Raw genomic sequence first — 25197 nt, forward strand, 5'->3', positions numbered from 1 at the left:
CGTGTATCAATTTTAGAATTTAACATTAACACCTACCATATAAGTACGAGGTTGAGGATAGTTACCTACATCAACACCGGTTACCCACGGTTCTTTGTCATTGAGGGCTCTACCATTCTCCGGATCCATCCCTTTATAACCGGTAAAAGTAAATAGATTCTGTGCAGCAGCATACACACGAAGTTGCTGGAACGGACAGTTCTTCCAAATTCTCTTGAAATCGTATCCTATAGTCAGATTTTGAATGCGAACATAGTCGGCATCATCAATATAAATATCTGAAATGGCCTGGAAATTCTGTCCACTATTTCCCGGCGCAAGCAGCGGATATCTGTTTGAGGTTCCTTCGCCATGCCAGTAATCGTAAACTTCTGTCGTATAGTTTTCATACTGTCCATCTGAGAACTTTCGCCAAGAGCGAGCTACCTGTGCACCAAAAGCGCCATAGGTTGTTACAGAGAAATCAAATCCTTTATATTCCGCACTTAACGTAAGACCCATTGTCACGTCAGGATGAGGATTACCCAAATCAGTCTTATCGTCATCATTAATCACCCCATTTCCATCAACATCCACAAACTTCAAATCACCCGGTTTAATACTTGCACCTTGCTTAGAGTTTGCCGCATTTCCTTTACAATTCTGGTCAAGATATGCCTGCAAGTCATTCTGGTTCTGAATGACACCATCCGTCTTATAACCATAAAAATAGCCAATAGGATGTCCTTCTTCCATACGGACAAACCGACCCGTACTTTGAGCCAACAAATCATTACCGCCTTCAATAAAATGATTGGCGTTATTAACCTCCGTTACTTCATTCTTATTATAGGCCATATTGACATTCACCCCATACTTGAACTCCTTACCAATCTGATCTCTCCAGCCCATTGAAAGTTCAAGGCCAGTATTCTTTACCGTACCAGCATTTTGATATTGAGTAGCGAAACCGGAAGCCGCATTGGTACCCACTTCCACTAACAAGTCTTTCGTCTGCTTGCTATACCAGTCCATGGTAAAACTCAGACGGTTATCCAAGAAACGGGCATCAATACCGATATTGGTCTGTTCTGAAGTTTCCCATGTCAAATCGGGGTTAGCCAAACGATTCGGGTAAGCTCCGGTTGTACCTCCATTCTTATCCGAGCCAAATGTATAAAGACCATAATCGCCAAACTCGTAACCGGCACGCCAATTTGAATTAGGGATATTGTCATTACCATTCTGTCCCCAACCAGCACGGACTTTCAAGAAACCAAGCCAAGAAGCAGTATTCTTCATAAAAGCCTCGTTTGAAATAACCCAACCAGCAGAGAATGATGGGAAATATCCCCATTGATTGCCTTTCGCAAACTTAGACGAGCCATCGGCACGAATGATAGCAGAAAACATATAAGTTTCCTTAAAGTCATAATTCAAACGTCCAAAATAAGACATCTTAGAACCATAATCCGAGGGATAACCATTTACTGTAGCAGTAGCTTTACGTTCTGTATTATGCAAATAAGCATGTGTAAAGTCACCAAAAGCACTATTATAACCGGTTGCCTCTACTGATTCGCCATAAGTTGGTCTTGATTTAGAATACTCTGTACCAGCCAAAACATCAAAATGATGTAAGTCTGTAATATCAAACCGATAACTCAACGTATTAGTCAAACTCCAGTTCCAACCCAAAGACACGTTATTTATCGTTTGGTCTTTATCACGGCTATCTCCCTGATTATTAATTTGGTAAACGGGAAGATATGAACGCCATGAACTTGACCATTGTTTGTAACTAACCTGACCTTTATAAATAAGATTCTTAAGTGGTTGTACTTCCAGATATGCCGCTGTGTTCAGATTAAAATTCTTATTCTTATTATTCCCAGCCTGATTATATACCATGTGAGCCATCGGATTAGAAGCATATGCAGTATAATCAAGTATACCATTAGCACTCGTTCCAAAATTCTTCAAATCATCATACATGAAGAAATCACCATTTTCATTATATACAGGAATCAGAGGAATAGCACGCAAAGCATTAGAAAGGTCATTCGAATATTGATTACCTAACTGCACACCTTGATTCTGTTTGTGCTGATAATATATATTCTCACCAAACTTTATCACATCCACATCTCCCTTACGATATATCACATGCTCAGAATTAATGCGGAAAGTAAAACGACGATAGTCAGTCTTCACCGGACCACCGAATGCACCATCCTGATACTGATAGCCTATACCTGTCGAAAATTTGGAGAATTCAGAACCACCTGTTACATTCAACGCATGATTAGTAACCACAGCATTTTTATTCCGGAATTCTTTTACCCAATCTGTACCAGGATTGGTACCATTCTGATAAGCAGTCAGCAAATCAGCATCTACGAATTTTGACCAATCATACGGTTGGCCTCCATTATTATAGGCCACTTGATCCATTACCGCCATATATTCTTTGGCATTCAACATATCAGGCATCTTATATATATTTGCCCAACCTATGTTTCCATCATAAGATACAGAAACCTTTCCTACCTTACCCTGCTTCGTAGTAATAAGGATAACACCGTTGGCACCGCTCGAACCGTAAATTGCACAAGATGCAGCATCTTTCAACACGTCAATACGTTCAATATCGGCAGGATTCAAGGCGTTAATATCGCCACCGGCTACACCATCAATAACGTAAACTGGAGCTGTATTTCCGTTAGTACCAGCACCACGAATATTAATTTTAAACCCATCACCCGGCTGACCGGAAACGGCCTGAATATTTACACCCGGAGACTGGCTTTGTAAAGCGCCCAATGCCTGCGTAGTATTTAATTTTGCGATGTCTTCGCCTTTTACCTCAACCGTAGCACCTGTCACCAGTTTCTTCTTCTGTACACCGTAACCCACTACGACTACTTCATCCAACAATTCCGTATCTTCCTTTAGCTGAATCTTGAAACTAGTCTGGTTACCTACCACTATTTCTTGCGGCTGATAACCGATAAAAGACACAACAATCGTTGCTCCCGGCTGAACATTCAATGTGAAATTACCGTCAATGTCGGTAATGACACCATTTGTGGTTCCTTTCTCCAATACATTGGCACCGATGACCGGTCCCATTGCATCTGTTACAGTACCTGTGATTTTTTTTGCTTGCTGCACAGCATCTATTGCATCGACCGATGCGGCGAAAAGTTGCGGAGTATAAGTCAGGCTGACAGCCGAACAGATACCCACGAGCAGCGCGGTTCTTCTGAAATTTAAATTCATACTTGTATTTTTCTTAGATTAATGAATTGGTATTGCCTGGCGGCATCTACCGTTTAATATAAGGTTAAACTTCTCTTTTTGAGGAAAAATTAAATATACCTTATTCTATAAAGTGGTTGGTATACATATCACTCCTTTCTCATAGGCATTTTTCATTTCATTAGCGGTTAAACATTATATGATTATTATCAAATTTTAATTAGGCTTGACAAAAGTAGACTTTTAGCAGCAAACCTTATAATACTATTTTATCAAATAACGACACTCATTTAACATCCATTACTATTTTTCCTAAAAAGTATAAAGCATGAATTCTATAACCAACAACTAAAAGCTATAAAAGACAGAAAGGGTTGCCCCGATACTAACCAGAGACAACCCTTTCTATTTTATTATTAAAAATTGCTATTCCATAGAAGGAAGCTCTTCACGGGAAACAACAAATTCCTGGCTCATAGCATCCTTCCACCATGCTTCATCAGCATGGACTACCGGGCTACCATCCTCATTTGTCCCGTCATACCACGGCATGAACCAACTCCAACGTGCACCAGATGCCCATTGTTCGGAAATAAGTCCGACCGTACCACATTCACTCAGCGAAACAATCTTGTTTCCATAATTTTCGGCAATGGAAGTATATTCTGAAACACAATCTGCAGTTTCCTTATTATAAATATCACGTCCCACGATGTCTACATATTGGTCTCCCGGATACCAATCGGAATCATTGCCCTCGGTAGTCCAAACCCAGATAAGATTATCCAATCCTTCAGTCTTGAAGTAGTTGAACATAGCAATCCACAGAGATTTAAAGCTGGCAGCATCCTTACCCCACCAGAACCAGCCACCGGCTGCCTCATGGAATGGGCGCCACAATACCGGAATATCCGCATCTCTCAACAGCTTCAAGTAAGCGGCAGCATTTTTCAAATCTTCGGTAAACACCTTGTTTTCCCAAGTGCCTTCCACTGTGGCATTGGCAGCATCAAACTCCGTATCTGCCTTATAAAAGGCATAATCCTTATTCGGGTCGAGAGCTGTACCGTTATTTTCAAGATAAACAGCAACTGCTGTATAATCATGTCCACCAATGATGAGACCACCTTCTTGCAGGGATTTCAAAACATCTTCGGTAATCACCAATGTATAGTCCCCGGATATGTCAAAATAATCAGTTCCTGAAGCAATCTCGCTCCAACCACTGTTTTTGAACGAACCTTGCGCACCCGCTGCCACATCCTTCACAGCCACGCGTATCACCTGACCCACTTGCGCATCAGCAAAGACAGCTTTTGCAGCATCATCCGTCATCTGTACATTTCCACTCCAATCACCCGGCATTACCGTCTCTCCTTCCCATATCCGGGTAGAAGAAGCTTCGCCTACAGCTTTCTTGGGTACATTCCAATGCCACATGGCAGCTACGATGCCACCTTTGTCAGACCAATCCTTAACAGGAGTAATGTCACCGTAATTAATCCAGTCTGCTCCAGCTACAGATGCCGGCAGATGAACATAGTCGAAACAGTTGATAGCCGGATATTTTCCAGTCCATCCATACACCTTTTCGGACATTTCCGTATTCCAGGCAACATTGGCCATCATAGCTGAAAGTGTCTTCGTCTCAAAATTATCCAGTAGATAATTGTACAGTTTCACAGCTTTGGCCGAAGTGGCAGCAACCAGCGTCTTGTCCAAAGCAACAGTAGAGAACTGAACCGATACAGCCGGAGCAGGCATCTGGTTTGGTCCGGTTACTATTCCCTCGGGGATAGAGAGAGAACAAGCCGTCTCTCTCCCGGGAACATTCACTTTTACAGTCAGTATATTGCTTGCGCCAAGTACATCGGCACTTATCAGTTCACCACCGGTAAACTTGATTTCGCTCAGATTGTCTGTTGCAAAGAATATATTCTTGTCATATTTCACCTCAATAGTGATTTCTCCCGTTTTCACTTTGGCTGCTCCACTTTCAGGAGTAGTAGACACCAATACCGGTGCATCCACTGCAGGGATATCATGATCGACATCAGTATCGCAGGAGGCAAAAGTAAAAGCTGCTATCAACGAAAGCATCCATTTTATATTCAGTTTCTTCATCTTAATTATGATTTTATTTCATTCTTAATCAAGGCATCCATAGTCACATTCTTCAAGCCACAATTCATCAATTTACAATCGTTATTTTTGTAAACGTCAAATCACTGCCCTGAATAATGATACCTACATTTGTCTGGTCTTCACAATCTCCTTGTTTAGCTTGAATATTATCAAGTATCTCCTGAGTCAACGTCAACTCCATCACACGGCTCTCGAAACTCCAGCCGTAAATGTCTGTCGGTACCATAGTCGTATCAAACAAAGAGAAAGTTATGCCACTCCAATCGCCATAGTTAAACTGAGCCTGTGCCCAAGTCTGGTCTTTCTGATCGAAATAGACTTTCATGACAGTGCCTGCCGTTACCTTGGCAAAAGATACAGCCGGTACCAACACACGTCCTCCATCACCCCAACTAATATCGAGCGGACCAGCCCAAACTGTTTCTTCATTAGCAACCACAAGAACATCATAAGCAATTTCACCATTTGAAGAAATCAGTTTCAGGCTATAAGTTCCATCCAGTTCAGCCGGTACATTCAACATCAATACCCCTTTAGCCGCATCATTGATATACTGGACTGAAGCCTCATTCAGCAATACATTTGTCAGTTTATCAGCATTAACAATCTCAAGTTCCACAATTCGTCCCCGAACCAATTTGTCAGGCAATGCCGGCAAATAGGCGCATACCGGTTTCTCTATTGTCAGAGACGGTGCTTCCACAGATTCACCATTGGCCATTTTCAAAAGTAAGGCCCCAGTTTCGGCAGTTGTAGGTACAGTCAAAGAAATGGCAGTAGCAGTGGCATCGGATACGGTAACTTCCACATTACCACTGAATACAACAGCCGAAACTACATCCATATTTATTCCTTTGACAGTCAAAGCCTCTCCTGCCGGGACCGTCGCCGCACTATAAGAAATGTTTTCCGGCTTTGCCGTTGCAATAGATACGGCAGTTGCTTTTCCACTATTTGTATTCAATTGCAAATCACCACTAATAGCCGCAGCCGGCATCAAGACCTTTATTTCAGTCGAGTTTTGTGATTCCAATCCTACTGCTTCTTCTACACCAGGGAACGTTACATCAGTCACCAAATCCATATTGGTACCTTTCAAGGTAATCATATCTCCACCACGCAAGTTCACAGCAGGAACAGCCACTACGTTCGAAGGCGTAGCTACTACAACAGTAGCAACCACAACTTTTACATCCGAAGCAGGAAGTACCGTAATTTCTCCGTCCGAGACATTATCCGGCAATGTAAAAGTAAGTTCATCTCCTTCGGAAGAGGCAGTCATCGTAAATTCAACTTCATCCCCATTCGGCATCTGCACTTTCTTCACCAAATCAAAGTTTTCACCAGAAACTCGAATGACATCCCCCGGCTTCTTATCTACCAGGTCGAGTGGAGCCTCTACCGATGGCAAAGTAACCTCCAGTTCCCCTTCAGAATAAATCCAATTGGGGATTTCAGCTCCATCAGACAAGATGAACTTACCGGTCTGAGCAGAATCAGGAACAATAACTTTAATCTCCTGACGGCTTTGACTGACAAACTCATCAGCAGGCACTGTTACCTCGTCAGCAAATATCACTTCTTTAATCAAATTCAAATATTCACCAGTAATGGTCAATTCACTACCAGGCTTTACTTCTGCCGGTGCAAAAGCCTCCAAAGCAATCGGCTCCGTAAATGTCAACTCGGTTTTTGTTGTAATATCCCCTTTCGGAGTCTTCAAGACAACCAACCCCGGCTGGGCTGTCTGAGGTACAGTGACACGGATTTCCGTATCACTGACTACTTCGATGTCTGTTATATCGTCGCAACCGGGAATAGCGACCGCAGTCACTTTATCCATGCCACTGCCTAGGAAACGGAGTACACCGCCGCGGGATACGGGACTCGGTCCGAATACATTCAGACTGATTCCCCCTTTATATTGGTTGGTATCTTCATCATCCCCATTGTCGCAGGCCGTAAACGTCAAGCAACTGAAGAGCATCAGGCACATCATCCACAGTGCCGGAAATTTATATGTTTTATTCATATCAGTATTCTATTTAAAAGGTTATTCAATAGGTACCACACGGATGTTGTCAATCATAATCACCGGATTGCAATCCTTACCTTCCACACCACCTGCCCAGACAAAGAATGTCAATCCGGTCAGCATAGTCTTGTCAAAAGTTCTATCACACTTATTACCTTCATGCGTCTTGTTGAACTCGGACAGATTCATGGAAACGGTTGTCCATTTACCACCCGTATCATACGAACCCGTATTCTTCCAAGGCAACCACAAACCGCGCGGCACATTCGTATCACTAAAATAAGCATTAGTTCCCGTCGCATAAGTCACCACATCATTACCCGTAAACATCACTTGTAGAGCGCAAGACTGCCACGGATTGGAAGAAGGAATATTCACCTCGAATTTCAGTTGCAAGCCATTGACGCCATACTCCTCGAGCAGTTCTGCAAACTCAGGACGTGCAGAAAGTTCGGGATAACCGGCAGACGGTTCCGGCCAATAGTTGAACGAGAACTCATCTTCTGCCCAAGTAGCTCCGATAGCACCGTCAAGTGCTCCGGTGAGACAGATATAAGCACCGTCAATACTGTTTTCATCGGCTTCTCTCAACACCTTGCTACCATCACGCCAACCGTGGGCAATAGCCATACCGCCATGAGAACCGTCCCAGTCAAAGAGAATGTTACGTGTATCATAATAGCGGAACTTGGAACGTCCGGTACCATAAATGGACTTCACGTTGATATAGCCTGCAGGAGCATTGTCCGGAAGAATAAAGCTGACCGCAGTCTTGGTTATGTTCGTAATATTAGTCACTTCCACATTACCGGCCATCGTAATGGTCAGCGGCACATTCGGGTCATCAATGAAATAGTCACCAATCAGTGTCACCTCACTACCCGGCTTTGCAAACTCACAAGAAATGGAGTTCACGGTAGGAGCCGGAACCAACACCTTGAAATCATAATCTATGGTATCCTTTGCTTTGGTCACCATATAAATCTTATCAGTCACTACCGAAGGAATCTCTTTCGGAACATCTACCATAAGTGTATGGTCAGTGATGTAACTGGTATTAAGTATCGCCTTCTGGTCATTGAAATAGAGCTCGTAAACACTCCGCAGATTCTCACCGACCAGACAAATCGTATTCGCCATATAAGCCCCCGTCAGCAAAGAGTCTGCCGCTGCCGGATCAGGGACACGAACATATTTCAAGGTAGGCTTTCCCCCTGCCACTTCATATTTATCCGGTTCATCCTCACAAGCCGCCATGGAAAAGCCTGCTACAACAACAGCTGCCGCGAAGAACCAATTCGTATATCTATTATTTTTCATCTTTTCAAGCATTAAATTAATAACTGAATTCAGAACGTACATCTACGTGTACCGGGTCTTTCATCAAATTAGGATTGAACACCACGTCTTCTGTCGGGAACGGCAATGTAAAGCTGGAGACTGTCACATTCGGCGCCTTTGCATCCGGATTGTAACGGGTCTCGTCCGGATTCACCGTCCAACTGCCGTTTTCATAATAAGCCTTATAAGTAGTACCCAGACTATAATAAACATCACGGCGCTGTGCCTTCAACTCATTGATAGCACGCTGGGAATCATAATATGCCAAACGTACATAATCATACCAACGGTCGCCTTCGCAAGCCAGTTCCAGCCGGCGTTCCTTCCAGACGTCCTCCCAAGTAATGGAGGTTTTCGGAGTAACTCCCGGAATGGCACGGCCACGTACTGCATTGAAAGCATCCAGTGCACTCTGGTCTGTAGTAGAGGTAGCCAGTCCCATTTTCGCCTCGGCATATACCAGATAGATATCGGACAGGCGCAGGATATGGGTTGCCAGGCCGCTGTACATATTACCAGCCGATACGCCCAAGCCCAATACATGGTCATTATTGTTACCATAGAGATGCTTCACGTGATTGGCACCGGTAGGAGACTGGTAATCGCCATTAGGTCCTCCCTTACCATATTCGGCATCATAAATAAACCGCAGATAATCAAATCCGCCCTTGTCCTGCCAGAAATAATCGTATACATCACCTGCCATCATCATAGTAGCCTTACGACGGGTATCCGTATCCGAACGCGTCTCAGGACTTTCCAAAGCGGAAATTCCAAATGCATCCTGCAAATCAACCGACGGACCTGCATAGCCACCCCAGCAATCACCAAATTCATCGAATCCCACCATTGCCAAGTCCGACTGCAACGTATTCTGCTGTGTCCAGGGGTCACGTCCTGCCGACCAGTGCCAGGAGAAGAGACACTCTTCATTCTTGTTGTTTGCCAAACGGAAAACATCGGAATAGTTAGCCAGCAAGTTACGGCCGGAATTATTAATTACATCCTTGGAATATTCTGCCGCTTTCGCCAAATCATCCGCATTGCGGGTACCGGAAAGGCCACTCTTAGTCAGATACACCTTAGCCAAAAGACCTTCGGCACAATAGCGGTCAATACGTCCCGTTTCACCTCTGGCCGGAAGCAACTCCATAGCTTTCTCCAGAGTCATAATGATATATTCGTACACATCTGCTGCCTCCACTTTGAATTTGGAGTTATAATTACCGGAATTCAATTCGTCCGTATTATCATGGATAATGGGTACTGCGCCAAAACTACGTACCAAATAGAAGTAAGCCATGGCTTTCCATGCCAGACACTCGCCCATACACTGATTTTTCACTGCTTCTGACGCATTTGCCGTCTTCAAACGAGTATATACAGTATTGGCATGGCCAATCACTGCCCATAGAGAATAGGACATGTTCACAAGGTTTTCATCCGTACCATTCACCGTAAAATTCAAGTAAGGGCTGTTTCCCTCGTATACGTTTCCAGACAAGATTTCACCGACTTTAATAAAACCGCGCTGAAAATCATACCAAGGTGAGTTATAAAGATAATTAACCCCCTGCACACATTGTTCGTCATTCTGATAGAAGTTCGATTCGTTATAATTGTCTTCGGTAGGACGGTTCAGGAAATCCTCGCATGAAACTGTTCCCATACCGAGTACAGCTGCAAACGCCCAATATTTAATATATCTGATTTTCATGTTTTCTTCAATTTAAAGTGTTAGAATGAAACGTTCAAGCCGAATGAATAAACTGTAGGAGACGGATAACGTCCGTTGTCCAAACCATAGACATTGACGCTTGAAGTGCTGGCACCAATTTCAGGGTCATAGCCGTCATAACCGGTAATGGTCAGCAGGTTCTGGATATTGGCATAGATACGCAAGTTGCTCAGTCCCAGTTTATCAATCGTCTTTTTCGGGAAAGTATATCCCAAAGAGATGTTCTTCAGACGGATATAAGAACCATCTTCAATATAACGGTCACTGATACGGTCGTTGTCATTCGGGTCATTGATAGTGGCGCGTGGAATGGAAGCTCCCGGGTTTGCCACCATGACGTTAGACACATCATTATACCACATCGTTCCATCTTCGTAGACCTTGTTCGGATTGATAGGAACAAGCTGTGCACGTCCGTTTACAGCATTCAGCTGGTTAGTCCAGGGAGAGTTCATATGTGTCAGCTTCATGGAAAGGTAGTTATACACCTTGTTGCCATAGGAACCGTTGATGAAAACGGACAAGTCGAAGTTCTTGTAACGGAAAGTATTGGTCCAGCCAAAAGTAAACTTAGGCATCGGAGAACCGATATTGGTCTTGTCATAGTCGTCAATAACGCCATCGGGCACACCGTCAGGACCACTGATATCCTTATATTTCACATCACCCACCCATACGGTATTGGTACGGTCGAATACACCGTTTGCCGGGTACTTGGCAGGTTTCGGAGAAGTCTGAAGGTCCTCCAGGTCCTTGTAAACACCATCACAAACAAATCCATAGAAGTTATAAAGTGATTCGCCTACACTGGATACACTGACTACATCGGTCCACTGTCCGTAACCCACAATCTGCGCATTGGCTGTACCAGCCAATCCTTTCAGTTTGTTCTTGTTGAAAGAAATCTGGAAGTCAGAATCCCATTCAAACTTACCCGTAATAGGATGTGTGTTCAGAGAGATTTCAAAACCGGTATTCTCTATGTCACCATAGTTACCTTTCGGAGCAGCCAATGCAGAAGAGGCATTACCGGAAGTACCCATATAAGAAGGCAACTGCAACGGCATCAACATATCACTGGAAGTTTTCTTGTACCACTCTACCGTCAGGTTGATACGGTCGTGCAGGAATCCCAAATCCACACCGACGTTCCATTGCTCCTGGGACTCCCATTTGATGGAAGTATTCGGTATATTGGAGGGGCGATACCCCATACCCAGACCGGAAGGCATACGACTCATGGATGTACCCCAAGCATAACCACCGATGTTGGCATTACCAGTTTGTCCCCATCCCAGACGCAACTTACCGTTACTGATGACCTTCTTCAACGGTTCAAAGAACGTTTCGTTGGAAAAGCGCCAGGAAGTAGCCAATGAATGGAAGCCTGCCCAACGGTTCTCGGGACCGAAGTTTGAAGAGCCGTCATAACGATAGGTATAAGTACCCAGATAACGGTCGGCATAGTTATAAGTCAGACGTGTAAAGAAAGATGCCATAGACGAGCTTCCAAAACCTGCATTGATAGTCGGGGTTCCCGTACCCAAGGCAGGATTGTGCACTTCATCCGAAGGCAGACCGCTATTGAACACACTCGTGAAGTCATAGCTGGACTCCCAGCACTCCTGGCCCACCATGGCTGTATAATGATGCTTGTCGCCTATGTTTCCGGAATAGGTCACATAGTTCTTCAATTGCCAGAATGTACTGCTGTTTTTCTGGATATTGCTTTCATTACTGGAACGTACCCATCCACCCAAATCAACCATCGGCTTGTAGCGCTCACCTTTGCTGGAACTGATGTCATAACCCAATTCGGCATGCCATACCAGATTTTTAATCGGAGTAACCTCAAAGAAAATATTACCCGTCAGTTTCTGACGGTCCAGCAGAATGTCATCCATCATGGCAAGGGCAATCGGGTTAGGATTCGTGTAGCCTTCGCGAACAACGGTGGCATAGCTGCCATCCAGATTATAGATAGGTATATCAGGAAGAGTGGTCAACGAGTAGTTAATCAAACCTTCATCACTGTCTGCCAGTTTCAGGTCATCACCCGTTGCTGTATAGGTGGCGGTCAAACCGAGTTTCAACCACTTCTTCAGTTGGGCATCCAAGTTGGCACGGAAGCTGTAACGGTTAAAGTTTGAACCGATGATGGTACCGTCCTGATCCATATAGGAAGCTGATACGTAGTATTGTATCTTCTCTGTACCACCTTGTGCCGAAATCTGGTGCTGATGCTGCAAAGCAGTCTGGAAGATGGCGTCCTGCCAGTTTGTACCTACTCCCAGCAGAGAAGGATCGGCATAATAATTACTAGGGTCAGAGATTTCACCCATGTTTGCCAAATCATTATAATAAGTGGCATACTCACGCAGATTCATCATATCCAGACGCTTTGTCTGGCGTTGAACGGCAAACATACCATCATAAGTAAACTTAGCCTCACCCGCCTTACCACGTTTGGTCGTAATCAAAACCACACCATTGGAACCTTGCGCACCGTAAATGGCGGTTGCCGAAGCATCTTTCAGAATTTCCATACTGACGATATCAGCAGGGTTGATGGTGGAAAGCGGAGAAATGGTGGAAACCGAGCCATTACCCAGTGCATCGCCCAAACCATAAGATGAACCGCTTTGTCCCTGACTCTGTACAATCACACCGTCAATTACATACAACGGCTCGGCATTAGCATTGATAGTGGCCTGACCACGTACGCGGATAGAGGAGGAAGAACCCGGAGCACCGGAAGTGCTGACTGCCGTCACACCGGCAGCACGCCCTTGAAGGGACTGGTCGAGATTGGTGATAATAGAACCCTTAATCTTGTCTTCACTCATGGAAACGGAAGCACCGGAAAGGTCGCTTTTCTTCATCGTACCGTACCCCACAACCACCACTTCGTCCAACATCTCGGAGTCTTCCTTCAGCGTGATGTTCACTGTTGTCTGGTTCGTTATCTTTATTTCCTGGCTGACATAGCCTATAAAGGAGACTACAATGGTAGCTCCCGGTTTCACATTCAAGGCAAAGTTACCGTCAATGTCGGTAATTACACCATTCGTTGTACCTTTTTCCAATACATTGGCACCGATAATAGGGCCCATAGCATCACTGACGACACCCGTAATTTTCTTTGTTTGCTGCACTGCCTCAACGGTATCCGTCGATGATACTGCGAAAAGCTGAGGAGCATAACCCAGACTGAACACCGAGCATATCCCCGCAAGCAGCGCTGTCTTTCTAAAATTCAAATTCATACTGTATTTCTTAGATTTAAAACAAACACAAAACCTCCCAAAAGAAGATTTTTTTAGTTAACAAAATGAGAGTAAGTCAAGAAACCGTGACATGCAATCAAGGCGTTGACACTTAAAATTACTTCCAAACAATTCATGTTTTCACAGCATCATTCTTCTTTTCTTCCATAAGCACAATTCTTTTTTCTTAATTATTAATGGTTAAATCATATTGTTTTTAAAGGGCTATTTTTTCAGTGTCGTCAATTCGTCACGAACCATTCTCCCCCACTCTTTCATGTCTGCATCTTTCCAGTTTCCCTCGGAAGAAGCCGACGGATAAAGCATGGAACAAGTCTCGTCTTTGTCCGACAAGGACCAAGCCACCCAACTGATGGAATGCCGCTGCATCCACTCCAGCCAATTCCCCCACTCTTCTTTACTGATGGGGCCGTCCCCACTTGCCTCCATACCGGCGCATTCGGAAACGAAAATCGGCAAGCCCTTGCCCAGAGCATAGTCGGCGCGGTCGCGCAGCCACTGTCCGTGGGTGTTGGCATAAAAGTGGAGTGTATACATTATATTGCTATATCCGGTAATAGGATCGTCCGCTGCCAAATGGATGTCCTGGTCCCAATGCGGACAACCAACGAGGATAACGGCATCCGGTTCTATGGCACGAATCGTCTTGATAACCTCCACAGAGTATGACTTCACCTGCTCCCAACTGTCTTCCACCGGTTCGTTGAAAACCTCATAGATGACATTAGGAACCCCTTTGTAACGGGTAGCCATTTGGGTGAAGAACTCCTTTGCTTCTTCCTGCCGCAGATTGTGGCTATGCCAGTCGATGATGACGTAAACGCCGTTCTCGATAGCAGCATCCACCACTTTCGTAACACACTCAATACCGAATTCGGGCTTGTTCACATAGCAGGCGCTATCCAAATCCACTCCCATAGAGGCCCGAAGCACTTGTGCGCCCCAGTCATTGACCAGATAAGCAACCGAAGAGGCATTGTAGAAACGGGGCCAGAACTGATGCCAGCCATAGCTGACACCGTGCAATACCACCGTGTCTCCTTCGGTATTCATCAACTGCGTACCATTGACCACCAATGCCGGTAGCGTTTCCTTTACATTTTCATTCTTCGACGGGTTTGTTCCACAACCAATGGTCATACCTAGGCAACAAACCGCCAACATAACTTTCCATATGCTTTTCATATCATACTTAGTATTTAGAGTAATAATCTTTCTTATATAACGGTACAAACGCTTTGTACACGCTTACATTCTAATTTTCAGGCAGGGATTACACGGAAAAGCACGGATAGGTTCAATTTTGCAGCTTCCGGTTTTCCGCTTTAATTATTTCAATAGTGCTGTCTGTGGCAAAGACAGAGTTCAGTCCTTGTTGTTCTTGAGCCGGGTCACCGGTATAGTCATCTCCCTTTTCCCAGAATACATGGTCGGGATTTTGTCCGGCAAAACCACCCCATGCCCAGAAGTTGCATCCGGCAAAGAGTCCGCCGCTCTCACGGTCCTGGCGGATGAGGTCGAATACATAACGGTAATATTCATCGCGGGCAGTGGTCGGTGCCTCTTTGGAAAAGCTGAAACCGTCACGGGGAAAACCGAACTCCTCCAAAACAATCGGCTTGCTGTACTTCCGAGCAATGACCATGTGGTCATCTATATACTTCTTAGTATTTTCCTTGGCACGCGGAAGAAGTTCCTTCAGGCTGTCCGCCTTCACCCAACTCCAGTTGTAAGGCCAGATGTGGATATTCAGATAATTGATGTTGGGGTCGGCATGAATCTTCTCGAAAAGATTCATATCCATTTCGCATCCCCACGAGCCCTCACTGCCGGAAGACACCATGTGGTTCGGGTCAAGTGACTTGATTTGTGCAGCCACATCGGCCATCCAGCGGGCAAACGGTTCCTTGTTCTCGTCAGAGAAAGCGCGAGGCTCGTTACCAATCTGCCAAGACATAATAGTGGGGTCATCCACATATTTTATCTGATTATACCTATTGGTGCGTGAAACAATATAATTGACATGATTGGCAAACAAGGCCTTCGCGCTGTCCGATTGGGGGAACTGCTTGACATACTCCATATAGGCGGGCCATCCGTCTACGGCAGGTACCACGGCATCACCGTGTCCGGACCATTGCAGGTAAACGGAATAGCCACCGCTCCATTCCCAGGAATTGTTCAAATAGAGGACAGCTGTCATATCACGTTCACGCAGTTCATTCATAAAATAATCCAATCCGGCTAAAATAGTATCATTATAGACGCCCGGTGCCACTTGTAAAGAGGGCTCTACCCGCGTCTTTATGCCATTTTCACCGTCAGCACCCACCAATACGCGCAGGTTGTTGATGCCAATACTTTTCAGAAAGTCCAGCTCCTTATGCAACCGTTCACGATTGCCGCCTTCACCTTCGGAACCAAGAATGGCACCGTACCAGAAATTGGTACCTACAAAATAATAGGGTTTTCCGTCGCGAACGAACTGTCCATCGGCATTGACCTTAATAAACGAATGCTCCGCAGGCTTAGGGGCACATGCCCCCAAAAGGAATAAAAGTACTGTCAGCAAAAGGAATTGTTTCTTCATATTATCAGTTTTTAAGCGATACACAAAGATACGCGGCTCATATCATAAAAAATGATACTATATTATCAGATTAATGTGCCAATGTGATTAATCACATTGGCACATTAAGTTGTCTCCGTATCCAGTCCAGCCATTCATCCCACTGTTCCTGATACCAGTAATGCCCGGTTTCCAGATAAGGATGCAGTTCCTTCGGAGAAGAAATCACATTGTAGGCTGCATACATGGAAGTGGGAGGACAGACCTCATCGTTATACCCCCAACTGAACCAACCGGGCACATTCAGCAGGCGGGCAAAGTTTGCCGTATCATAATAGCGCACCGTTTCAAGCTGCTTTTCATCGGGAGCACCGTAATAATAGAAATAATGGGGCCAGCCGCAAGCGCGCTTCTTGAAGAACGCTTCGTGGTCGCATAAGGCAGGATGAACAGCCGCCAGGAAAGTAACGCGCGAATCAAGAGCCGCCGTAATCACAGACAAGGCACCGCCCTGGCTGGAGCCCGTAACGCCCAGCGCCTTCCCGTTGTACTGCGGCAGCGAACAGATAAAATCCACAGCACGCAAAGCGCCTACCACCACACGGTTATAGTAAGAAGCATCCCGGCTGTCGCGGCCGAACGTCCAGTAATTGCTCAGCGCCCCACCTGCCAGCGCATCATATACAGACTGCTGCATCGTGACGGGAATGCCGTGGATACCCACCTCCAATGTAATCACCTTTCCAGGAGCCGTATACGTATCTCCCGCATAAGGCAGGATGAACAGCCGCACCGGGCACACGCAGCAAAGCCGGATACTTCCCTTCTTTCTTGGGAATACTGAGAATACCGTAAAAACGTCCTCCCCAAGCTTTTGTCTGGAAGCTGACCTGATATACATTATCCGTTTCCGTACAGCGTTCGGGAAGCAGCGTCATAAGGGGATTCAACGGAGTCTTGCGCGCCTCTTCCAAGGTCTTGGCCCAATAATCCCGAAAATCGGCAGGAAGTTTCGTCACAGGTTGCAGCTGCTCGGGAGCATAGGCCGATGTAGCCAGCCCTTCATAAGTCCGGCCGTCCACATGCGCCTTGACCTTGCAACGCAAGAAGCCTGCAGTCTTCATCGTGCCTTGCAACTTCAAGGTACCATCTTTCAGCACCACGTCTTTCTTTACTTCAGTAGGATACATCTCGGGGCCCAGTTCATAGTCAATCTTGACATCGGACAAGAGGTTCTGTGCCTTCAGCACCCGGACGGTAAACGTACACTTCTCATTCAGACGATACACCCAATCGCTATGGTCAGGTGAAACGACTACACGGATTTCATTGCCGCGTATCTGCGCCGTCACAGCACATACACACAGCAGACATAAAAATAAGGAAAAAACTCTTTTCATGATATCAGATATTAGTATTAATCATTGGTGCAAAAATAGGCACTTTCAATGAAGAATACCAATACTTTTTTATCATATCACCAGCTTCTTTTTCCGATAATTCTCACGGAATTCCTTCGGCGAGCATCCCTTCTTCCGCTTGAACATACGATTGAAATTGGACAGATTGTTGAAGCCGCAGTCATAGCACACCTCTGCAATGGTACGCGTGGAATCTACCAACATACGCGTGGCAAAGCCCAGACGGATATCAATAATGTAGTCGGAAAGCGTCTTGCCGGTGCGCAGGCGAAAGAAACGGCTGAAAGAGACCGGGGTCATGCCCACCATATCGGCCAATGAAGCCAACCGGATATCCTCCTGATAATGGGTGGAAATGTATTTCTGCACCTTCTGTACCCGGCGGCTGTCAGAGAAAGTCTCTATCTTGGCAAACGAAGAACTGGACAACACCCGGGCATTGTCATAGAGGGAAAGTTCGTAAAGGATACGGAGAAAGTTCATCACGGCATAAAAGCCCTGCTCCTCGGAAGCCAGCTTATCCAGCCAGTTGTACACCTTCATGATGGCCTGCATGGGGAAACTAAGTCCGCACTGTGCACGCTCCAGCATCCGACGGATACTGTCGAACTGGTTCTTGTTGACAACGTTCCCGAAGAACAAGTCGGGAGAGAACTGAATGGTAATCTCCCGAATATCCCCGGAGGTACATTCATGTTGCTCCCATACATGCTCCAACTCCTTACCGGTTATCAGCACCAGGTCATAATCACCGATAATCTCGGCAGAATCGCCCACCACACGACGTACGCCGGAAGCATGTTCCGTGAAGTTCAGTTCATACTCTGCGTGACAATGGATGGGGTAGGTAAATTCTGTTTTGCGACGATCGGCAATATAGAAACAGTCACGTTCCGACAGAGGGGTTATTTCCCTCATGATATAGTTCTGGTTTTCCATAGGCATTGGTTAAAAAAATATCATGCCACAAATATACTCATTCTTTTTAATCCCACAACAGTACCATTTGTTACATTTAGAGGTAATAATTGTTATATATGAGCAGATACCCGGGAAAGTCCCACCCGGAAAAGCAAAACTTCCGTTCTTCTCCCCCTCAGGCTCTAATGTAAGGATGTATGAGATGCGCATCTCGTACACTTACACACTATAGTTTGAGGAAGAAAGAAGCGGAGATCCCTCTCTTGCCCCATAGACAAGAGAAAGGTCTCCGCTTCGCCGGATGATATAAATGATAAGCCGCTTACTTCTGCAACTTCAAGACACAGGAAGTTTCCGGCAGGTTTTCCGAAACGACCGTCAGTGTGGCTTCTCCCGCTTCGCCGGTACTTTGCAACAGCACCTGTGCAAGTCCGTTGAATGCCTTTACCTGATAGGTGCGGGCATCGGCGTCGGCCGGACGTTCCGTAGCCTGATAAGCGGGGTCTCCATTCCCCACCCCAAGGATGCGTACCGGACCGGAAACGGTTATCGTCAAGTCGTTGCAGGCAGTGGGGACAAAACGTTTCTTTTTGTCCTGCAACTCAATATTACACACTGCCACATCCCGATTGTCTGCCTGAATGACGGGACGGTCTGCCGTCAGGGAGATACGGGCAGGAGCACCGGTAGTCTCCACAGTACGGGCCAATATTTTTTTGCCGTTCTTATAGCCTACAGCCTTCACTGCACCGGGCTGGAAAACGGCTTTCCAGGAAAGATGGCCGTTTCGGGGCATCGGTTTGCGATCCAGTTTCTTGCCGTTCACAGTCAGTTCCACTTCATCGCAGTTGCTGTATACCCAAATGTCGATGCTATCACCTTCGTGACCTTGCAGATTCCAGTGAGGAAGGATGTGCAGCACCGGCTCATTCGTCCACCAGGACTTCAGATACCAGGCTTCGTCCTTGGGGAAGCCACAGTAGTCCAGAATGCCGAATTGTGAGCCCGTAGCCGGGAACTTCATGGGGTTGGGCTCGCCGCGGTAGTCGAAACCCGTCCAATAGAAAAGACCTGCCAGATAGGGGCGTTCGTCATAGAATTTCCAGCCACGCTCGATGCAGTTCAGCAGGCTGTCAGGCCCGTTCGGTTTACGGTTGTGCGCCACCATGTGGCCTTTGCCGTGGGCATCAAAGTAGATGCCGCGCGTACCACAGCCCGTGGTCTCTTCCGAACCGAGCGCCCGGCGACCGGGATAATCCTTGCGGTGCTGCTCCACAGGGTTCTGAAGGATGTAGTTATAACCGGCCACGTCTGCGGGAATCAAGATGGCAGGGCCACTGCTCGAAGCAACGGTCATGAGGCGCGTAGGGTCGAAACGGTGGCAATATTCGCGCATCGTGGCAGCAATGCGTGTACCGCTTTCTTTCCACTCGATGCCCCACTCCTCGTTGCCTACGCTCCAAAGGATGATGCACGGATGGTTGCGGTCGCGGTCTATCATACGTTTCAGCAGGCGGGTATGTTCCTCGTTGACGCCCGTCAGACGGTTTTCCTCTATCACAAGAATGCCGAGGCTGTCGCAGGCATCGAGCATTTCGGGAGTCATCGGGTTATGGGAAGAACGGCAGGCATTGCAGCCGAACTTCTTCAGTTCCTTCAGTCGGTACACTTGCAGGGCATCGGGAATGCCGGCACCTACTCCGGGGTGGTCTTGGTGCATGTTCACACCTTTCAGTTTCAGAGGCTGTCCGTTCAGGAGGAAGCCCTTGTCGGCATCGAAGCGGATGTCGCGAATACCAATCGGGGTGGCCACCACGTCCACCTGCCTACCGTTTTGCCAGACGCTGGTTTCCATTTTATAAAGGTAAGGATGTTCTGTACTCCATAGCTGGGGATTCAGCACTTTGGTACGCACCTTTACGCTACGCGTTTCTTGCGGCAGCAGGGTTATCTCTTCCGCCTCGTCCTCCATCTGCACTTGTCCGTCGGCATCAAGCAGACGGCACCATACTTTGCCGGAGACGGGGTCTTTTCCCGAATTCTTCATCTGCACTTCGGTCACCAGCACAGCCTTGTCGAAAGGAGCTTCCAGCGTGGAAGATACAAATACGCCGAAAGGAGCTACATGCAACGGCGCCGTCTTGTTCAGCCATACATGGCGGTAGATGCCCGCACCCTCGTAAAACCAGCCCTCCTCGAGCGTGGCATCCGCACGGACGCAGATAAGATTCTCTTCTCCGTAATTCAGGTATTCCGTAATGTCGTATACCTGCGTGGCATAGCCGCTGGGTTCGTGTCCCAGGTAGAAACCGTTTATCCAGATACGGGCATCACGGAAGATACCGTCGAACTGAAGATAAAGATGCTTGCCGAGGTCCTCTTGCGGAACAGTGATACTTTTCCGATACCATCCCACAGAGTTTTCGGGGAATTTATAGCCGACGGCTTTATAACCATGACTGTGGCTCGCCTCTTTGGCATAAGGCAAATCAACCACCCAGTCATGCGGAAGGTTGACCGTCTTCCAGTCCACGCCCCACTTCTCCGGATTGAACTTGGGGGAGTAAGGACCCTCGTTATGGATAGAGGCTGCCTTGGTCAGATAGTTGAAGTACTCCGTTCCGCAGCCGAAGTCTTTCTCCGGTGAGGAAGCATTGCCAAAAGCAAACTGCCAGCCGTCGTCCAGCAAAATACGTTCGCGGACGGATTGGGCAGAAAGAGAAAAGGTAATTCCAAGAAGGAACAGAAATGCGAATAAGTGTTTCATATCGGTTAATCATAAAATGTGTTTACAAAGATAGAGCGAAAAAGATTCGTGCGGTGATACTTTTGTATCATTTTCCGGTACTTCATGTTTCCGAGGGGAAAAAACACGCCGGGCAAACAAGGGTGATAGGAGAAAAGTTTTTAAATTTGAAGCGTGCTTCCGGGAAAATGGCCGGATGGCACAACTAATGAAGAATGTATCAAACTAAATACAAGAAATAATATGCAAGACAAAAGATTCGGATATTTCGATGACGACAACCGCGAATACGTCATTACCGACCCCAAGACACCTTGGCCATGGATTAACTACCTGGGCAATGAAGATTTCTTCTCACTCATCTCCAATACTGCCGGAGGCTATTCCTTCTACAAGGACGCCAAGTTCCGCCGCATCACCCGCTACCGCTACAACAACGTGCCGATGGACAACGGGGGACGCTACTTCTACATCAATGAAGGCGGCAACGTATGGTCTCCCACCTGGAAGCCCTGCAAGACTGCACTCGACAGTTACGAGTGTCGCCACGGCATGAGCTACACCCGCATCACCGGATCCAAAGACGGCATCGAAGCCAGCCTGCTCTTCTTCGTCCCACTGAAGACCTGGGGAGAGGTGCAGAAGCTGACCTTGCGGAATACTTCTGCCAAAGTGAGAAAACTCAAACTATTCTCCTTTGCCGAATGGTGCTTGTGGAATGCCGCTACGGACATGGAGAACTTCCAGCGTAACTTCTCCACGGGAGAGGTGGAAGTGGACGGGTCTGTCATCTACCACAAGACGGAATACAAGGAACGCCGCAATCACTACGCCTTCTACAGTGTCAATACACCCGTAGACGGTTTCGATACCGACCGCGAAACATTCGTGGGACTCTACAACGAGTTTGCCGACCCGGAACGGGTAGTAGAAGGCAGACCGGGCAACAGCATTGCCCACGGTTGGAGTCCCATCGCCTCGCACTATCTGGAAGTAGAACTGCAACCCGGCGAAAGCCGCGACTTCATCTTCCTGCTGGGCTATGTGGAAAACAAGCAGGAGGCAAAGTTCGAGGAACGTGAAGAATCTCTGCATGAAGCGTTCAAGCAGAGTGTACCCTCTTCACCTATTATAAATAAGGTAAAGGCTAAGGCGATGATTTCGGCCTTCGACACTACCGCCAAAGTAGATGCTGCCTTTGCCGAACTGAAAGCCTACTGGGACCGCCTGCTGGACATCTACGTCGTGAAGACCGACGAAGAAAAACTGGACCGCATGGTGAACATCTGGAACCAGTATCAGTGCATGATTACCTTCAACATGTCCCGTTCCGCCTCTTTCTTCGAGAGCGGCATCGGTCGTGGAATGGGTTTCCGCGACTCCAACCAGGACCTCGTGGGCTTCGTGCATCAGATACCGGAACGAGCCCGCGAACGAATCATCGACATAGCTTCTACCCAATTCCCCGACGGAGGATGCTACCACCAATACCAACCGCTGACCAAACGCGGCAACAACGACATCGGCGGCGGCTTCAACGATGACCCCATGTGGCTTATCTTCGGTACGGTGGCATACATCAAGGAATCGGGAGACTTCAGTATCCTGGATGAGCCCGTCCCCTTCGACAACAAAGAAGGTTCGGAAGTGTCTCTGTTCGAGCACCTGCGCGTCTCCTTCAACCACGTCATCGAGAACCTCGGCCCCCACATGTTGCCCCTCATCGGCCGTGCCGACTGGAACGACTGCCTGAACCTGAACTGCTTCTCCTGGGATCCGAATGAATCCTTCCAGACCACGGAAAACCAGACGGAAGGCAGCCAGGCAGAATCGCTGATGATTGCCGGCTTGTTCGTGGTATGCGGACGCGACTACGTGGAGCTGTGCCGCCGCCTGGGTAAAGACGACGAAGCAAACAGAGCGCAAACCTACATAGACAATATGGTGGAAGCCGTAAAAAAACACGGCTGGGACGGAGACTGGTATCTGCGCGCCTACGATTACTTCGGCCACAAGGTAGGCTCCAAAGAGAACGAAGAAGGACAAATCTTCATCGAATCGCAAGGCTGGTGCACCATGGCAGGCATCGGACTGGAAGAAGGCATGGTAAAAAAAGCGCTGGACTCCGTAAAGGAACGCCTGGACTGCGAGCACGGTATTGTACTCAACAATCCACCCTTCACCCGCTATGTTGTGGAGTATGGAGAAATCTCCACCTATCCCGCCGGCTACAAGGAGAACGCAGGTATCTTCTGCCACAACAACCCGTGGGTCATCATCGGAGAAACCGTACTGGGACGGGGTGACCGTTCCTGGGAGTATTTCCGCAAGATATGCCCGTCGTACACCGAAGAGCACAGTGCCCTGCATAAAGTAGAACCTTACGTATGCTGCCAGATGGTGGCCGGCAAGGACGCCGCCCGCCCTGGTGAAGGCAAGAACAGCTGGCTGACTGGAACGGCTGCCTGGATGTGGTATGCCATCACGCAATTCATACTCGGCATCAAGCCTTCGTATGAAGGTCTGGAAATCAATCCTTGTATCCCGGCAGGCTGGAAAGGCTTCAACGTGAAGCGTAGGTTCCGCGGGGCAGAATATCATATTACCGTGAAGAATCCCGATGGTGTGTGCAAAGGCATCAAGTCCGTCACAGTAGACGGCCAGCCGATAGAAGGCAATGTGGTGAACCATCTGCCGGGCACGCATACAGTAGAAGTAATAATGGGATAACCCACAAAATACAATATCATGATAAACCCTATTTATTCTCCAGCGCCCGAACGCTATGACAACGGCATGAAATTCCGCCGTTGCGGGCAAAGCGGCATCCTGCTGCCGGAAATATCACTCGGATTGTGGCACAACTTCGGCGACATGAACACATTTGCCAATTCCCAGGCCATGGCGCACTATGCCTTCGACCGTGGAATCACGCATTTCGACCTCGCCAACAATTACGGTCCTTCCTACGGTTCCGCCGAAGAGACTTTCGGAATGATTATGAAGAAATCCTTCATGCCCTATCGGGACGAACTATTCATCTCCACCAAGGCCGGACACGACATGTGGCCCGGCCCCTACGGGGAGTGGGGCTCACGCAAGTACCTGATGAGCAGCCTCAACCAAAGCCTGAAACGGATGAACCTGGAGTATGTGGACATCTTCTACTCCCACCGCTACGACCCGGATACTCCGCTTGAAGAGACCCTGCAAGCACTGGTTGATATCGTACGGCAAGGCAAAGCACTCTATGTAGGAATCTCCAAATATCCCAAAGAGGCGGCCGAGTTTGCCTACAAATACCTGGAAGAACGGGATGTACACTGCCTGCTCTATCAAGGCAGATACAATCTCTTCAACCGCGAACCGGAAGAAGAAGGTATCCTGCAGCAAGCCAAAGGGAACGGAACCGGCTTCATCGCCTTCTCCCCGCTGGCGCAGGGCCTGCTGACCAACCGCTACCTAAATGGTATTCCCGAAGATTCGCGCATGGCAAAGGGGGCTTTCCTGAAGAAAGAAGCACTGACCGACGAGACGCTGCAAAAAATCAAGGCACTCAACGAAGTTGCTGCCTCACGCGGGCAAACCCTTGCCGAGATGTCACTTGCCTGGCTGTTGAAGGACGGCCTGGTGACAAGCGTCATCATCGGAGCGAGCTCCGTTACCCAACTGGCAGATAACCTGAAAGCGACTGAAAATACAGACTTCTCTGCCGAGGAACTGGAGAAGATAAAGAAAATCATTCAAAAATAAA

At 47.2% G+C, this 25197-nt stretch carries 12 protein-coding genes and 1 pseudogene; 2 read left to right on the forward strand and 11 right to left on the reverse strand.

Features of this window, described 5'->3' with window-relative positions; genetic code table 11:
* Nucleotides 1–12: 12 nt before the first annotated feature.
* From DWX62_RS00230 to galA, 11 genes and pseudogenes are all read right to left on the reverse strand, one after another.
* On the reverse strand, nt 13–3261 hold the full coding sequence (locus tag DWX62_RS00230) for a TonB-dependent receptor (RefSeq protein ID WP_005825009.1): 3249 nt from the start codon (nt 3259–3261) through the stop codon (nt 13–15).
* A 405-nt stretch (nt 3262–3666) separates the two neighbouring features.
* Nucleotides 3667–5364, reverse strand: coding sequence for a glycosyl hydrolase (locus DWX62_RS00235; protein WP_120172507.1), 1698 nt, complete (start codon nt 5362–5364; stop codon nt 3667–3669).
* A gap of 67 nt (nt 5365–5431) precedes the next feature.
* Nucleotides 5432–7417: a hypothetical protein gene (locus DWX62_RS00240; RefSeq protein ID WP_120172508.1), complete on the reverse strand. Its 1986-nt coding sequence runs from the start codon at nt 7415–7417 to the stop codon at nt 5432–5434.
* A 21-nt stretch (nt 7418–7438) separates the two neighbouring features.
* A complete protein-coding gene (locus tag DWX62_RS00245; protein WP_005834814.1) occupies nt 7439–8740 on the reverse strand; it encodes a glycan-binding surface protein in 1302 nt (433 codons plus the stop codon).
* A gap of 16 nt (nt 8741–8756) precedes the next feature.
* Nucleotides 8757–10478, reverse strand: coding sequence for a RagB/SusD family nutrient uptake outer membrane protein (locus DWX62_RS00250; RefSeq protein ID WP_005825019.1), 1722 nt, complete (start codon nt 10476–10478; stop codon nt 8757–8759).
* A gap of 20 nt (nt 10479–10498) precedes the next feature.
* Nucleotides 10499–13765, reverse strand: coding sequence for a TonB-dependent receptor (locus DWX62_RS00255; RefSeq protein ID WP_005825021.1), 3267 nt, complete (start codon nt 13763–13765; stop codon nt 10499–10501).
* Between the two features lie 225 nt (nt 13766–13990).
* On the reverse strand, nt 13991–14971 hold the full coding sequence (locus DWX62_RS00260) for a glycoside hydrolase family 5 protein (RefSeq protein ID WP_005825023.1): 981 nt from the start codon (nt 14969–14971) through the stop codon (nt 13991–13993).
* 112 nt (nt 14972–15083) lie between these two features.
* On the reverse strand, nt 15084–16376 hold the full coding sequence (locus tag DWX62_RS00265; RefSeq protein ID WP_005825026.1) for a beta-galactosidase: 1293 nt from the start codon (nt 16374–16376) through the stop codon (nt 15084–15086).
* A gap of 91 nt (nt 16377–16467) precedes the next feature.
* Nucleotides 16468–17755 (reverse strand): annotated as a pseudogene (locus DWX62_RS00270) (acetylxylan esterase).
* A gap of 72 nt (nt 17756–17827) precedes the next feature.
* Nucleotides 17828–18715, reverse strand: coding sequence for an AraC family transcriptional regulator (locus DWX62_RS00275; RefSeq protein ID WP_009037794.1), 888 nt, complete (start codon nt 18713–18715; stop codon nt 17828–17830).
* A 304-nt stretch (nt 18716–19019) separates the two neighbouring features.
* Nucleotides 19020–21464, reverse strand: coding sequence for a beta-galactosidase GalA (gene galA, locus DWX62_RS00280; protein ID WP_005834802.1), 2445 nt, complete (start codon nt 21462–21464; stop codon nt 19020–19022).
* 222 nt (nt 21465–21686) lie between these two features.
* On the opposite strand from galA, the gene DWX62_RS00285 reads away from it, so the two are divergent.
* Together DWX62_RS00285 and DWX62_RS00290 are read left to right on the forward strand one after the other, a co-directional pair.
* Nucleotides 21687–24173: a glycosyl transferase gene (locus DWX62_RS00285; protein WP_005834800.1), complete on the forward strand. Its 2487-nt coding sequence runs from the start codon at nt 21687–21689 to the stop codon at nt 24171–24173.
* Nucleotides 24174–24191: 18 nt separating this feature from the next.
* Complete coding sequence (locus DWX62_RS00290; RefSeq protein ID WP_120172509.1) at nt 24192–25196, forward strand: aldo/keto reductase; 1005 nt, start codon at nt 24192–24194, stop codon at nt 25194–25196.
* The last annotated feature ends 1 nt before the right edge of the window (nt 25197 follow it).

It is taken from the genome of Bacteroides sp. AF20-13LB, from assembly GCF_003603065.1.
Lineage (GTDB): Bacteria > Bacteroidota > Bacteroidia > Bacteroidales > Bacteroidaceae > Bacteroides > Bacteroides uniformis.

Bases quoted from the DNA above. Each gene is read 5' to 3' on its own strand.
- DWX62_RS00230 (WP_005825009.1), bottom strand. From the start codon at position 3,261: ATGAATTTAAATTTCAGAAGAACCGCGCTGCTCGTGGGTATCTGTTCG.
- DWX62_RS00235 (WP_120172507.1), bottom strand. From the start codon at position 5,364: ATGAAGAAACTGAATATAAAATGGATGCTTTCGTTGATAGCAGCTTTT.
- DWX62_RS00240 (WP_120172508.1), bottom strand. From the start codon at position 7,417: ATGAATAAAACATATAAATTTCCGGCACTGTGGATGATGTGCCTGATG.
- DWX62_RS00245 (WP_005834814.1), bottom strand. From the start codon at position 8,740: ATGAAAAATAATAGATATACGAATTGGTTCTTCGCGGCAGCTGTTGTT.
- DWX62_RS00250 (WP_005825019.1), bottom strand. From the start codon at position 10,478: ATGAAAATCAGATATATTAAATATTGGGCGTTTGCAGCTGTACTCGGT.
- DWX62_RS00255 (WP_005825021.1), bottom strand. From the start codon at position 13,765: ATGAATTTGAATTTTAGAAAGACAGCGCTGCTTGCGGGGATATGCTCG.
- DWX62_RS00260 (WP_005825023.1), bottom strand. From the start codon at position 14,971: ATGAAAAGCATATGGAAAGTTATGTTGGCGGTTTGTTGCCTAGGTATG.
- DWX62_RS00265 (WP_005825026.1), bottom strand. From the start codon at position 16,376: ATGAAGAAACAATTCCTTTTGCTGACAGTACTTTTATTCCTTTTGGGG.
- DWX62_RS00275 (WP_009037794.1), bottom strand. From the start codon at position 18,715: ATGGAAAACCAGAACTATATCATGAGGGAAATAACCCCTCTGTCGGAA.
- galA (WP_005834802.1), bottom strand. From the start codon at position 21,464: ATGAAACACTTATTCGCATTTCTGTTCCTTCTTGGAATTACCTTTTCT.
- DWX62_RS00285 (WP_005834800.1), top strand. From the start codon at position 21,687: ATGCAAGACAAAAGATTCGGATATTTCGATGACGACAACCGCGAATAC.
- DWX62_RS00290 (WP_120172509.1), top strand. From the start codon at position 24,192: ATGATAAACCCTATTTATTCTCCAGCGCCCGAACGCTATGACAACGGC.